This is a genomic window from Janthinobacterium sp. GW821-FHT03A03 (genome assembly GCF_059421435.1).
On the sequence record NZ_JBWKUZ010000004.1, the window covers coordinates 111,606 to 124,773 of the forward strand.

The 13,168-nt window shown below is 66.2% G+C and carries 15 protein-coding genes; 11 read left to right on the forward strand and 4 right to left on the reverse strand.

Annotated features, from left to right (window positions below):
- The first annotated feature begins 59 nt into the window (after positions 1-59).
- The gene (locus AC07VI_RS11400; RefSeq protein ID WP_086147704.1) at positions 60-491 is read left to right on the forward strand and encodes a hypothetical protein; all 432 of its coding nucleotides are present in this window, start codon (positions 60-62) and stop codon (positions 489-491) included.
- Complete coding sequence (locus tag AC07VI_RS11405) at positions 488-1,429, forward strand: DUF2145 domain-containing protein (RefSeq protein ID WP_086147705.1); 942 nt, start codon at positions 488-490, stop codon at positions 1,427-1,429. The genes AC07VI_RS11400 and AC07VI_RS11405 overlap by 4 nt, the downstream gene beginning before the upstream one ends.
- Here AC07VI_RS11405 and AC07VI_RS11410 read toward each other — a convergent pair.
- Genes AC07VI_RS11410 through AC07VI_RS11425 form a run of 4 tightly spaced genes read right to left on the reverse strand, consistent with a single transcriptional unit; the run spans position 1,426 to position 5,199 of the window.
- Positions 1,426-2,706, reverse strand: coding sequence for a glycosyltransferase (locus AC07VI_RS11410; protein WP_492993824.1), 1,281 nt, complete (start codon positions 2,704-2,706; stop codon positions 1,426-1,428). The genes AC07VI_RS11405 and AC07VI_RS11410 overlap by 4 nt on opposite strands.
- 24 nt (positions 2,707-2,730) lie before the next feature.
- Positions 2,731-3,195, reverse strand: a complete 465-nt coding sequence (locus tag AC07VI_RS11415; RefSeq protein ID WP_086147707.1) for a GNAT family N-acetyltransferase — start codon at positions 3,193-3,195, stop codon at positions 2,731-2,733.
- Between the two features lie 47 nt (positions 3,196-3,242).
- Positions 3,243-3,872 (reverse strand): Rossmann-fold NAD(P)-binding domain-containing protein, encoded by a 630-nt coding sequence (locus tag AC07VI_RS11420; RefSeq protein ID WP_086147708.1) that lies wholly within the window; start codon positions 3,870-3,872, stop codon positions 3,243-3,245.
- Between the two features lie 46 nt (positions 3,873-3,918).
- Positions 3,919-5,199: an arsenic transporter gene (locus AC07VI_RS11425; protein WP_086147709.1), complete on the reverse strand. Its 1,281-nt coding sequence runs from the start codon at positions 5,197-5,199 to the stop codon at positions 3,919-3,921.
- Positions 5,200-5,585: 386 nt separating this feature from the next.
- Between AC07VI_RS11425 and AC07VI_RS11430 the strand changes: the two genes are divergently transcribed.
- The 9 genes from AC07VI_RS11430 to AC07VI_RS11470 are packed head-to-tail and all read left to right on the forward strand — an operon-like array spanning position 5,586 to position 13,165.
- Positions 5,586-6,158, forward strand: a complete 573-nt coding sequence (locus tag AC07VI_RS11430; protein WP_086147710.1) for a Pvc16 family protein — start codon at positions 5,586-5,588, stop codon at positions 6,156-6,158.
- 3 nt (positions 6,159-6,161) lie between these two features.
- On the forward strand, positions 6,162-7,019 hold the full coding sequence (locus tag AC07VI_RS11435) for a hypothetical protein (RefSeq protein WP_099375377.1): 858 nt from the start codon (positions 6,162-6,164) through the stop codon (positions 7,017-7,019).
- 32 nt (positions 7,020-7,051) lie between these two features.
- A complete protein-coding gene (locus AC07VI_RS11440; protein ID WP_492993820.1) occupies positions 7,052-9,064 on the forward strand; it encodes a phage tail sheath family protein in 2,013 nt (670 codons plus the stop codon).
- Positions 9,065-9,117: 53 nt separating this feature from the next.
- A complete protein-coding gene (locus AC07VI_RS11445) occupies positions 9,118-9,576 on the forward strand; it encodes a phage tail protein (RefSeq protein WP_086147712.1) in 459 nt (152 codons plus the stop codon).
- A gap of 16 nt (positions 9,577-9,592) precedes the next feature.
- Complete coding sequence (locus tag AC07VI_RS11450) at positions 9,593-10,075, forward strand: phage tail protein (protein ID WP_226935607.1); 483 nt, start codon at positions 9,593-9,595, stop codon at positions 10,073-10,075.
- Between the two features lie 3 nt (positions 10,076-10,078).
- Positions 10,079-10,279, forward strand: coding sequence for a DUF5908 family protein (locus AC07VI_RS11455; protein ID WP_086147713.1), 201 nt, complete (start codon positions 10,079-10,081; stop codon positions 10,277-10,279).
- On the forward strand, positions 10,280-10,969 hold the full coding sequence (locus AC07VI_RS11460; RefSeq protein ID WP_139842611.1) for a CIS tube protein: 690 nt from the start codon (positions 10,280-10,282) through the stop codon (positions 10,967-10,969). It abuts the gene before it with no gap.
- A gap of 4 nt (positions 10,970-10,973) precedes the next feature.
- On the forward strand, positions 10,974-12,821 hold the full coding sequence (vgrG, locus tag AC07VI_RS11465) for a type VI secretion system tip protein VgrG (protein ID WP_086147715.1): 1,848 nt from the start codon (positions 10,974-10,976) through the stop codon (positions 12,819-12,821).
- A 41-nt stretch (positions 12,822-12,862) separates the two neighbouring features.
- Positions 12,863-13,165: a PAAR domain-containing protein gene (locus tag AC07VI_RS11470; RefSeq protein ID WP_086147716.1), complete on the forward strand. Its 303-nt coding sequence runs from the start codon at positions 12,863-12,865 to the stop codon at positions 13,163-13,165.
- The last annotated feature ends 3 nt before the right edge of the window (positions 13,166-13,168 follow it).

Below are 13,168 nucleotides of genomic sequence, written 5' to 3' on the forward strand. Positions count from 1 at the left end.
TTGATATCCTCCACTGCCTATCAGTCCACTGGAAAACTGCCTTGACTATCTCCTTACGCATGCTCGGCCTGGCCGCAGCACTGACCGTGGCGTGCAACGCCAACGCCGACAGCTTCGTTTCCTCGGCCTCCAGCGCCGGTTCCCAGTCGAGCGGCAGCATTTCCGATTCGCTCAACGGGTCGAGCAACAGCTCCTCGCGCGACAACAAGGTGGCCAATGGCCCCTACCGCATCATCGACGTGGCCGCCGTGCCGGGCCGCGACGGCATGACGCGTTTGACCATGCAGGCCGACGCCACGGCCACGCCGCTGGTGCTGGACCTGCCGCAGGCGGCGCTCGACAAGCAGCAGCTGGCGCAGGGCGACGTGGTGCATGCGCAAAACCGCGCCTACGGCATCGAATTCTCGCGCAATGACACGCGCGCCGCCTTCTTCCTCGTGCTGGCCGACGACTGGTACGGCGAACTGGCCACGCGTCCCGTCAGCCTTTGATTTTGCGCAAGCTGGCGCCGCTGCTGGCCGGCTGCGCCGCCCTCGTCCTGGCTGGCGCCGTCCAGGCAGCTACTTCGCTCGCCTCGTCGCGCTTTTGCGACCGCGCCCAGGAACTCACGGCCACGGAGCAGGACCGGCTGCTGCGCTTTGCCGCCGTCGTGCGCGAGGAACTGGCCGCCAGCGAAGGCAGCGTGGCCCTGATCAGCCGCTCCGGCCTGGACCTGGCCCGCTTCGGCATCCGCTATTCCCACGCGGCGCTGGCCTGGCGCCACGACAACGACAGCGGCTGGTCCGCGCGCCAGCTGTACTACGCCTGCGACGAAGGCCGCCCGCGCATCTTCGACCAGGGCACGGCCGGTTTCGCCATGGGCACGGCCAATCCTTCGCTCGGCTACATCTCGCTGGTGAAGCTGCCGGCGGAAACCGTGCCGCCCCTGCGCCGCGCCCTGCTCGACCCGGTGCGCGTGCAGCAGCTGCTGGCGGGCCGCTACAGCGCCAACGCGTATGCATTCAATTTGAAATACCAGAACTGCAATCAATGGGTGGTGGAAATGCTGGCCGCCGCCTGGGGCGAACTGGCCGAGGGCAGCGACTTGCGCGCGCGCGCCCAGGACTGGCTGCGCGCGGCGCCTTACACCCCCGCCGCCGTCGACGTGGGCGCCCGCTGGCTGATGCTCGGTTCAATCTTCGTGCCCCTCGTGCACATGGACGACCATCCGCCCGAGGCCATCGGCACGATGCGGCTGGCAGTGAGCCTGCCGGCCAGCCTGGAAGCGTTCGCGCGCCAGCGCCTGCCCGCCAGCGAGCGCGTGGAAATCTGCCACGACGGCAAACAGGTGGTGGTGCACCGCGGCTGGGAAGCCATCGCCGACGGCTGCGTGCCCGGCCCGGACGACCGCGTCATCGCCCTCGACGATACGCCGCGCAGCATGCCCTAAGCAGTCCGGGCGGCCAGCGCCGCCTCCACCCGATCGAGCAGGCCGGCAGCTTCCGGCCCTTGCGCCATCCGGCGGGCCACGTCGCCGCACGCCAGCTGGACCTCGGGTGCGGCCAGCAGGCGCGCCAGCTGCCGCCGCATGCGCCCCGCCGACAGGCGCTTAGCCAGCAAGACCTCGCCCACGCCGAGCCGCCTGGCGCGCCAGCCGTTGTCAAACTGGTCGTAGGCGAACGGCACGATCAGTTGCGGGATGCCCGCGCGGAAGGCGTCCGCGCTGGTGCCGATGCCGCCGTGGTGCACGATGGCCGCCGCGCGCGGCAACAGCGCCGCGAACGGCGCGTGCGCCTGCCACATGACGTTCGGCGGCAAGTGCTGCGGCAGTTGCGCCGCATGGGGCGTGAGGAACAAGCCGCGCCGCCCCAGCCGCCGCAAGACCTCCAGGGCGATGCAGAAATAGCGCTGCGCGTGCTGGTGCCCGGTGCCAGGAGTGAACACGATCGGTGGTTCGCCCTCGTCCAGAAAGCGTTCCAGCTCCGGCGGCAGCGCCGCGGCGCCATCCGGGGCGGCGGCGGTGAAACCGGCTTGCGCGAAGTGCGGCGGCCAGTCCGCCTGCGGCGCGGCGAACCAGGCGGGAAACAGCCCCAGCGAGGCGTCCGGCGCGGCCAGCATGTGCGCGAAAAAATGCGCCTCCGGCGGCAAGCCGTGCCGCGCGCGCGCGCCGTTCAGGCCGGGCAGCATCAGCGGATCAATCATGGTGCGGTGGATCATGCGCCACAGGGCCTGGCGCCAGCCCAGCGGCACCCAGGCGGGAATACGCAGCGAGCCGGCCGCCAGGAAATCATGGCTGCTGCACAGATTCGATGGCGCGAGGTAGGCCGCGACGATGCGCAGGTCCGGGCGCGCCGAGCGTGCCAGGGCGGCCATGGGCACCAGGATGGGGTGGCACAGCACCACGCAAGCCTCGCCGTCCGGCAAGCCGCGCACGATGTCGCGCACAGCGCCCAGGTGGGGCACGAGGCCATTCCACACCACGCCCCAGCCCTTGCGCTCATCCCACAGGCCCGGGTTGCCCAGCATGGCCTGCCCCTCTTCCGCGCTGCCGAAGGTGCGATACGGCAACATTGACGCCTGCGCGGCCGCTTCCTGCCAGCCCGGCACCAGCAGCAGCACGCGCCGCCCCCGTTGCCGCAAGCCCCGCGCCAGTGCGATAAACGGCTGCATGTCGCCGCCCGTGCCGCTGCTGGCGACGATGACGAGCGGCGGGCTGTCAGCAGCCATGCCGCCCTCCGTGCCTGGCGGCGCTCATCGGTGCGCGCCGCGCGCCGGCAGCTGCAACACCATATCCCACTGGTCGATGCCGGGCCCGAAGCCGTCCGGCGTCACGTTGACCGTCACGAAACCGTAGCCCGCATAAAAGCCTTGCGTGTGCTGGCTGGTATTCATGCGCACGCTGGCGATTCCCGGCACGGCGCCGATGGCGTCCAGGCGCGCCTGCGTCAGCGCCCGGCCCAGTCCCTGGCCATGCGCATCGTGCGCCACCATGCCCCAACACAGGCTGGCGACGCTGCCGCCCGCCTCGATGGCATGGCCGCCGCAGGCGACGATGCGGCCGTCGCGCAGGATGACCAGATACGGATGCGTCGAAGTATCGAGCCAGGCGGCAAAGTCCGCGCGCTCGGACGGGTCGAAAAAGCGCGGCGTATTGCCGTCAAAGAGCGCCAGGCAGGCGTCGCGGTCGCCGGACCGGTAGGGACGTACTGTTTGCATTTTCCGTACTCAAAAGAACATGAATGCCGATTATAGGCGATGCGCATTCATGCCAGCTGCGCCGAACCGACGATATGCACGCCCGGCGCGGCGGCCAGCGCCGCTTCCAGCAAGGCGCCGGCGATGCGCGGCGCGGGATTGATGCGCCAGCGGCGCGGCAGCACGGGACCGAGCACGCGCAGGATGCGCAAGGCGGCGCCCTCGCCCGCCCGCGCCACGGCGCGCTCGCCGCCGATCAGCCCGGGCCGCACGTGCGTGAGCGATGCAAAACCCAGCTGCTCCAGGCCGCGTTCCAGCTCGCCCTTGACGCGGTTGTAAAAAATGCGCGAAGCGGCGTCGGCGCCGGCCGCAGAATTGAGCACGTACGTGCGCGTGCCGGCCGCCAGCGCCAGCCGCGCCACGGCCAGCGGATAGTCGTGGTCCACGCGCGAAAATATTTGCCGGGTGCCGGCCACCTTCATCGTCGTGCCCAGGGTGCAGATGACGGCATCGGCCTGCCACCAGGATGCGTCAGGCGGTAATTGATCGAAATCAATGAGCGGCGCGGACAGCCTGGGATGGGGCGGCAGCGGCCGCCGCACGGGCGCCACGATGGCCGTGATCCGCGCATCCGTCAGCGCCAGGCGCAGCACTTCGCTGCCGACGAGGCCGGTAGCGCCTACGAGCAGTAATTTCATTGCATCCCAGTATAAAGTTGCTCACGGACACCACCATACACGGAACTCAGGACAGGCGCAGCGCCAGCGCGGCCAGGGTCGCCAGCAGCACGGGCACGGTCAGCACGATGCCGACGCGGAAATAGTACCCCCAGGAAATGTGGATATTCTTGCTATCGAGCACGTGCAGCCACAGCAAGGTGGCCAGGCTGCCGATGGGCGTGATCTTCGGTCCCAGGTCGCTGCCGATGACGTTGGCGTAAATCATCGCCTCGCGCACGGCGCCCTGCGCCGTCGTCGGGTCGATGGCCAGCGCGCCCACCAGCACCGTCGGCAGGTTGTTCATCACGGACGACAATACGGCCGTCAGCACGCCCGTGCCCATGGCCGCGCCCCACACGCCGTACTGGGCGAAATGGTTGAGCATGCCCGTCAGGTAAGCCGTCAAGCCGGCATTGCGCAGGCCATACACGACCAGATACATGCCCAGCGAAAAGACGACGATATGCCACGGCGCATGGCGCAGCACGTGCCGCGTGGAAATCACCTGCCCCCTGCCCGCCACGCCCAGCAGCAGCGCGGCGCCCGCGGCGGCGATCAGGCTGATGGGCACGCCCAGGGCTTCCTGCGAGAAAAACCCCGCCAGCAGCAGCGCCAGCACCAGCCAGCCGGCGCGGAAGGTGGCCAGGTCGCGGATGGCCGCTGCCGGGCGTTTCAGTTGCGCCAGATCATAGTCGCGCGGAATATCCCGGCGAAAAAAGAGCAGCAAGGCCGCCAGGGTGGCGGCCACGGCGACGACGTTGACGGGCACCATCACGGACGCGTACTCGGCAAAGCCGATCTTGAAAAAGTCGGCCGAAACGATATTGACCAGGTTCGACACCACCAGCGGCAGGCTGGCCGTGTCGGCGATGAAACCAGCCGCCATCACATAGGCCAGCGTGGCCCTGGCGGAAAATTTCAATGCCCGCAGCATGGCGATGACGATGGGAGTGAGAATCAGCGCGGCGCCGTCGTTGGCGAACACGGCGGACACCAGCGCGCCCAGCAAGACCAGCAGCACGAACAGTTTCCTGCCGCTGCCGCCGCCCCAGCGCGCCACGTGCAGCGCGGCCCACTCGAAGAAGCCGGCCGCGTCCAGCAGCAGGCTGATGATGATCACGGCAATGAAGGTGCCGGTGGCGTTCCACACGATGTGCCAGACGACGGGCAGGTCGCCCCAGTGGATGACGCCGGCCAGCAAGGCGACACAGGCGCCGATGACGGCACTCCAGCCGATGCCCAGGCCGCGCGGCTGCCAGATCACCAGGGTCAGGGTGGCGAGAAAGATGAGGAAAGCGGTCAGCATGCGGTGTGGCTTCCGTGCGATGCGGCATTGCGGGCAGGAAGCGCCGCGGCCTGGGTGGAGATTCAATATTTCAATATTACTGGAATTATTGAATAAATGCAAAACGGCCAATGCCGGCACTCGCAAACCGGCTGGCGGCGGCGTCCATATGGCTGTCGGCGCGGCGGCACGAGAATGTTGATAGAATGAAATAATTGGTGAGAATCTCACACATTCAAACGTGTGACACTAATGCAATCATACTTTTATTGCATAGACATGAGCTCCCATCCAGCGCGAAAAATCGGCAGGCACGGCACACGGCGGCACGGCCGTCCGGCCACTGCCGCATGCCGCGCGGGAGCAAGACTGGCCATGCAGGGTCACTGCACCTTTGTCCGCCCGGCATGATCAGCGCGGCCATCGAGCACATCGCGGAGCAGCTGAACCAGTTCCTGCGCCGCAGCCACCAGCTGGCCGACGATATCGTCGTCGTCTCGAACATCGTGGCGCAAAATGGCTCGGTGGCGCCGCACATAGCCAACAAGCTCGTGATATGCCTGGCGAATATCGAAAAAGATACTTTGCCGCAACAATCCTATGCGCCGCACGACGGCGCCGGCCGCGCCGCCGTGTATGGCAAGCCCCTGTTTCTCAATCTGTACGTGGTGGTGGCGGCCAATTTCAGCGACAAGAACTATCCCGAAGCGCTCAAGTTCATTTCCAGCGCCATCGGCTTCTTCCAGCACACGCCCGTCTTTGACCACCAGGTCACGCCCGGACTCGATGCGCGCATTGAAAAGCTGCTGCTCGACATGGAAAACCTCAAAACCCATGAACTGAGCAATCTATGGGGCATGTTGAGCGGACATTACCTGCCCTCCGTGCTGTACAAGGTGCGCATGATCGGCTACGGCGCCGGCCCGCTGGCCGGCCAGGCGACGACGGTGGCGCAGCCCGTCACCAGCGCGGGACACTGACGCATGAACGCCTACGCCATTGTGCTGCAGCTGTCCGTCAGCCATGCCTACTTTCCCGCCGCGTCGAATGGCAATTTCCGCTTCGAGGCGACGGCGCGCTGCGCCGCCTTGCTCGACAGGCTGGGCATCCTGGCCCGTCCAGCCGCCAACGGCCTGCTCCTGCTGTGCCAGAGCGCGGCGCGCGAGGAACTGCTGGCCGGACTGGCGCAGCAGGACGAGCTGGAATTCCAGGTTTTTTCCGGCGACAGCCACTTTTTCCTCTACACGGCGCTCGACCGGCCCGCGCCCGACGCCTGCCTGTACTTCCACAGCGCCCAGGCGCAGCAGGAACAGCCTGGCTGCTGGCGCCTGCATGCGCAGGACTATGCCGACCAGTCGGCGTGGAGCGATCCTGTCGTCCCCAACAAGATGGCCGGCCTGGCCGCGCGCAGCTTTCGCCCGCTCAAGCCCGTCTTTTTCCTCGCGCTGTCGCCGGTCCAGCTGGCCGGCGCCCTGGCGAGCGGCGGCACGCCGCGGTTCTGCGTGCGCTTCCAGGCCCGCAAGATGCACTGGAAATACTATCTGTTGCGCGACCCCGGCGTGCCGCATGCGGCCATCGTCGACCTCGATGGCGAACTGCGCTTCACGGCGCGCGGTTATACCGCCCTGCCCGGCAACGGCCCGGCCTTGACCTTCGTCAGCGAACAAGCCATTGAAATGCGCCAGACCCATGCCCAGCGCCTGCAACTGCGCGAACAGGGCGAGCTGGGAGAACGAATTCTCATCAAGCGACTGCCCAATGCAAGCGTGGCCGCCGTCGGGAGGGAAATAGCAGCAGGAAGTGCGGTAGCGGTACTCGTGTCAGAAATCTATATCCCCTGATTACCTACGACATACCTACAAAAGGACGCAAGATGGCGCAATATAAAACTCCCGGGGTCTACATCGTTGAACAAAACGCCTTCCCCAATTCAGTCGTCGAAGTTGCCACCGCCGTGCCGGCCTTCATCGGCCACACGGAACGCGCCAGCCACAAGGGCGCGCCCCTGAGCAACAAACCCTGGCGCATCACCTCGATGGCCGAGTTTGAAGCGTGCTATGGCGGCGCGCCGGCGCCCAGCTTCAGCTTTGCCGTGACGCCGGCCGATGGCGTCAGCGATTTCTCCGCCGTCGCGGCGCCGGTGGCAGAGCAGGCGGACCCGGCGGCAGCGCTCGTCACGGCCGCCGATGACGCGCTCGCGACGCTGCAAGCGGCGAAAGTCGCGCTCATCAATAGCACCGACGAGACCAAGGAAGCCGACACCACCGCCTATACCGCGGCGCTGGAGAGCGCCAAGACAGCGGCCACGGCCGCCAAACGCGCGCTCGATGAAACGGCCTACCCGGGCGCCGACCAGGTCCTCGCTTCGAATGCCGCCCAGGCGCTGCGCCTGCGGCAAGACGCGGACACGAAAAAGAAGGCCTGGACCGAAGCCAGCGAGGAAGCGGATAAAAAAACCAAGGAAGACGCCTACCTCGCGGCCGACAAGCTGGCCCAGGCCAGCGAAGCGCTGGCGGCGGACGACCTGAAAGCGGCGGCGGCCCGCGCCGATGCCGCCGCCGCATTGGCGAATGCGGCCGCGCTCAAGGCCGAGGCGGCCCGCGGCGCGGCCGACTACACGCTGAGCCGCACCAAGGGCAAGCATTTGTTGTACCACAGCATGCAGCTGTTCTTCCAGAATGGCGGCGGCGCCTGCTACATCGTCTCCGTCGGCGATTACGCGGCCGATCCGGCCAAGGACAAGCTCGAAGCCGGCATCAACGCGCTGCTCAAGGAGCAGGAACCGACCATGCTGCTGATCCCGGAAGCCATGCTGCTGGGGGGGGGCGACTGCTACTCGCTGCAGCAACAGATGCTCATGCATTGCGGCTACAAGATGAAAAACCGCTTCGCCATCCTCGACATCTACAATGGCGCCGCCGAATTGCAGGACCGGGAAGCCCCAGTCGACACCTTCCGCAACCAGGTCAGCAGCGAGTTCCTGGCCTTCGGCGCCGCCTATTACCCTTGGGTCAATACCACCATCGTGGCCTTGAAGGACCTGAACTTCACGCATTTCGACCAGGAGCAGCGCAGCGCCCTGAAGGACATGCTGACCCACGAACTGGCGGCCGTCGTGTATGCCGACCCGGGCAAGAGTCCCAGCGCGAAACTGAAGGCGCAGCAGGTGGCGCAAATCCTCGACAATATCGACGAGGACTGGTCGAAGCGCGACGACGGCGCCAGGCAGATCGAATCGACGCACAACGCCCTCGTTGCCATCAGCCCCCTGTACACGCGCATCCTGCTGGCCGTGCAGCGCAATCTGAACCTGCTGCCGCCAGGCGCCGCCATGGCCGGCCTGTACACCATGGTCGACAATACGCGCGGCGTGTGGAAGGCGCCCGCCAACGTGGGCCTGGCCTCGGTCAGCGCGCCGGCCGTGAACATCACGCACGACGACCAGGAAGACCTGAACGTGAGCACCACGGGCAAGTCCGTCAACGCCATCCGCAGCTTCATCGGCGAAGGCACCCTGGTGTGGGGCGCGCGCACGCTCGACGGCAACAGCCTGGACTGGCGTTACATCAACGTGCGCCGCACCATGATCATGCTCGAGGAATCGCTGCGCCTGGCCAGCAAGGCGTATGTCTTCGAACCGAACGTGGCCAACACCTGGGTCACCATCAAGAGCATGGCGCGCAACTTCCTGACCAGCATCTGGAAACGGGGCGGACTGGCCGGCGCCTCGCCGGACGACGCCTTCAGCGTGGCCGTCGGGCTGAACGAGACCATGACGGCCGACGATATCCTGGAAGGCATCCTGCGCGTCACCATCCTGGTGGCCGTCAGCCGCCCGGCCGAGTTCATCGAAATCACCTTCCAGCAGCAAATGCAGAAATCCTGATGCAGGCAACGGCAGTCTTCCCCTTGAACACCGACACATGAAAGAGGTCAGCAATGGCAGATGATGGCTCGAAACAATCCACGGCGGTATGGCCGCTTCCCAAGTTCTATTTCCAGGTGAAATGGGACTCCCAGGTCATGTCCTTCCAGGAGGTCAGCGGACTCGACATCCAGTCCGAGGAAATCAAGTACCGGCATGGCGACAGCCCCGAATTTTCCGTCATTAAGATGCCGGGATTGAAAAAAGTGGGCAATGTGACCATGAAAAAAGGCGTCTTCAAGTCCGACAACAAGTTCTGGGACTGGTTCAACCAGATCAAGATGAACACCATCAAGCGCGTGCCCGTCACCATCAGCCTGCTCGATGAAACGGGCGCGCCGACCATGGTCTGGACCCTGGCCAATGCCTGGCCGACCAAGATCACGGGCACGGACCTGAAGGCCGAGGGCAATGAAGCATCGATCGAAACCATCGAGATCGTGCATGAAGGCCTGACCATCGCCAACGGCTAAGGAGTGGCGCCTGCCCATGTTCAAGCTTGAACTGCCCTCGTTGCCCGGCATGGACGACTACCCGCCGTCCGCCTTTTACTTCAAGGTGACGCTGGGCGCCACGCTGGGCCTGACCGACGCCTCCTTCCAGGAGGTGTCGGGCATTACCGCTGAACTGGATACGGAAACCGTGGTCGAGGGCGGCGAGAACCGCTACGTGCATACCCTGCCGAAAGGCATGAAACCGCGCAGCCTGGTGCTCAAGCGCGGCATCGCCCCGCCCTACTCGCCGCTGGTCATGTGGTGCCGTTCCGTGTTCGAGCTCGACTTCGTGCTGCCCATCGTGGCCCAGCCCGTCATCGTCTCGCTGATGGATGCGCACAAGCTGCCCATCCGCGTGTGGTCGTTCGCCAACGCCTACCCCGTCAAGTGGGAGGTGGAAAGCTTCGGTTCCACCAAGAACGAGGTGGCGATCGAAAACATCACTCTCAGCTATACCTATTCCAACCGCCTGATCTGAACCATGCCCATCGACATCCAGCAATTGCACATCAAATCGAGCGTGGTGCAGCGCGCCGCGGAAGACGCGCCCCAGGGGGCCGCGCAAGCCATTCCCGGCAATAGTTGCTGCGAGGAAAGTAGCGCGGCGACACAGCGCGAGCAGATCCTGGCCGACTGCAAGCGCCTGATCCGCGCGGCCATCAGCCAGCTGCAGGAGCGCTAGATGGGAGGATTGAGTACGGGCCTGAAGAGCAAACTGCATATTTTCCCCGTCGAAACCAGCACGAGCGGCATCCGCACCGTGCTGTCGAGCGGCGGTTTCGAAGTCCTGATCAATCCATCGGGCTACCAGCAAAACCGGCACATCCACTACAGCAAGGCGAGCACGCTGGGCGCTCCCGCGGGCCGGCTGAAATTCAACAAGATCGCGCCCGAGGCGCTGACCCTGCCGCAAATGGTGTTCGACGGCACGGGCGTGGTGGAACTGTACGGCATGCGCAGCGTTAGCGACCTGATCAAGAAACTGCTGAAACTGATCTATCTCGTCGACGGCAAGAAGCATGAACCCAACCTGGTGTGCTTCCAGTGGGGCGACATGGACTTCATCGGCCGGGTCACCCACGTGGACATCGACTACACGCTGTTCAAGCCCAGCGGCGAACCGCTGCGCGCCAAGGTCACGCTGCGCGTGCTGTCGGACATGACGGTCGAGGAAAGCATGCAGCGTGCCAACCTCAGTTCGCCGGACCTGTCGCACCTGGTGGAGGTGCGCGCCGGCGACACCCTGCCGCTGCTGTGCGAGCGCATCTACCGCAATCCCGGCTACTACATGGCCATTGCCGGCATCAACGGCCTCGTCAACTTCCGCGACCTGAAGCCCGGCACGCAGCTGCGCTTTCCGCCACTGCGCTGAGACCATGCCGACGCCGCCCCCTTCCCCCGAACTCGCCAGCAGTGGCCTGCTCAAGCTCGTCATCCGCAGCAACGGCACGGCGCTGCCCGCCACCGTGGGCCTGGTGTCGCTGGCCATCACGAAGAGCGTCAACAAACTGTCGCAGGCGCGCCTGCTGTTCGACGACGGCAACATGCCGACGCAGGAATTCGCGCTCAGCAACAGCGACAGTTTCGTGCCCGGCGCCAGCATCGAGATCGAGGCCGGCTACGGCAGCGAAACGGCGCTGGTCTTTGCCGGCGTCGTGGTGCGCCACGGGCTGTATATCGGCGAGGGCAACGAAGGCAGGCTCTGCGTGGAGTGCCGCCATCCGGCCTTCCCGCTGACCTTGAGCCGCAGCAATGCCAACCACGTCGACAGCACCGACAGCGCCGCCATCACCACCCTGCTGCAGGGCTGCCCCGGCCTGGGCAGCGCGGCCGGCGACAACTATGGCGGCAAGGCGGCCGGCAAGGCCGTCAGCGTCACCGTCGACGCGACGACGGCCAGCTACCACGGCCTGGTGCAGTACTACAGCAGCGACTGGGATTTCGTGCTGGCGCGCGCCGAAGCGAACGGCCTGCTGGTGATCGCCGACGACCGCGCCGTGACGGTGCGGGCGCCGCAGACGGACGCGACGCCCGTGCTCAGCGTCACCTATGGCATCGACCTGATGCGCTTCGAGGCGGAAATCGACGCCCGCACGCAATTTAGCCAGGTCACCGGCGTAAGCTGGGACCCGTCCACCCAGGCTATTGCCGAGGAGCAAGCATCGGCCGTCTCGCTGAACCTGCAGGGCAACCTGGACGCGGCCACGCTGGCCGCCGTGGGCGGCATCAAGCAGCTGCGGCTGCAAACCCCGGTGCCGCTGGAAACGGCGGCGCTCAAGGCCTGGGCCGCCGCGCGCCAGGTCAAGGCGGCCCTGGCCAGGGTGCGCGGCAACATGAGTTTCCAGGGCAGCGCGCTGGCCGTGCCGGGCGCCCTGATCGCGCTGGCCGGCGTGGGCAAGCGCTTCAGCGGCACGGTATTCGTCAGCAGCGTCGAACATCACATCGCCGACGGCAACTGGCGCACCGACGTCGAGTTCGGCCTGTCGCCCGACTGGTCCGGCGACCGCCAGGGCGCCGGCGAAGCGGCGTCGGGCCTGGCGCCCGGCGCCAGCGGCCTGCAAATCGGCGTGGTGACCAAGCTTGACGAAGACCCGGCCGGCCAGCAGCGCATTCAGGTTGCCCTGCCCGTGCTGCAGAACAAGACGGTCGGCGTCTGGGCCCGCCTGGCCAGCGCCTATGGCTCGAGCACGGTGGGCGCCTTCTTCATCCCCGAGATCGGCGATGAAGTCATCGTCGGCTATTTCAACAACGACCCGTCCAACCCCGTGGTGCTCGCCAGCCTGTACAGCAGCAAGCACACGCCGCCGTACAGCCTGACGGCGGACAATTTCATCAAGGCCATCGTCACCAAGGGCATGCTGAAGGTCGAGTTCGACGATGACAAGAAGGTCATGACCCTGCTGACGCCGGCCGGCAACTCCATCGTCATGTCCGACGAAGCCAAATCCATCGTCGTCACGGACCAGAACGGCAACAAGGTGGCGCTCGACGACAAGGGCATCCTGCTCGACAGCCCGGCCGACATCGTGCTCAAGGCGGGCGGCAAGATCAGCCTGACGGCCGGCACGAATATCGAGGCCAGCGCCAGCGCCGACATCAAGCTCGGCGGCATGAACATCAACAGCAACGCCTCGGTGGCGCTGGTGGCCAAGGGTTCGGCCAGCGCCGAGCTGTCCGCCTCCGGCCAGGTCACCGTCAAGGGAGCGATGGTCATGATCAACTGACGCCGCAACAGCGCCGCCCCCCAACCACTGAAAGGAATTCCATGCCGCCCGCCGCCCGCCTTACCGATATGCACGTCTGTCCCATGCAAACGCCCGCCTTCCCGGCGCCGATTCCCCATGTGGGCGGACCGGTGATCGGCCCGGGCGTGCCGACGGTGCTGATCGGCAAGCTGCCGGCTGCCGTGGTGGGCGACCAGTGCCTGTGCGTGGGGCCGCCGGACGCCATCGTCATGGGGTCGATGACGGTGCAGATCGGCGGCAAGCCGGCGGCGCGCATCAACGACCCCTGCGCCCACGGCGGCTCGATCACGCTGGGCTGCCCCACCGTCATGATCGGCGGCTAGCGC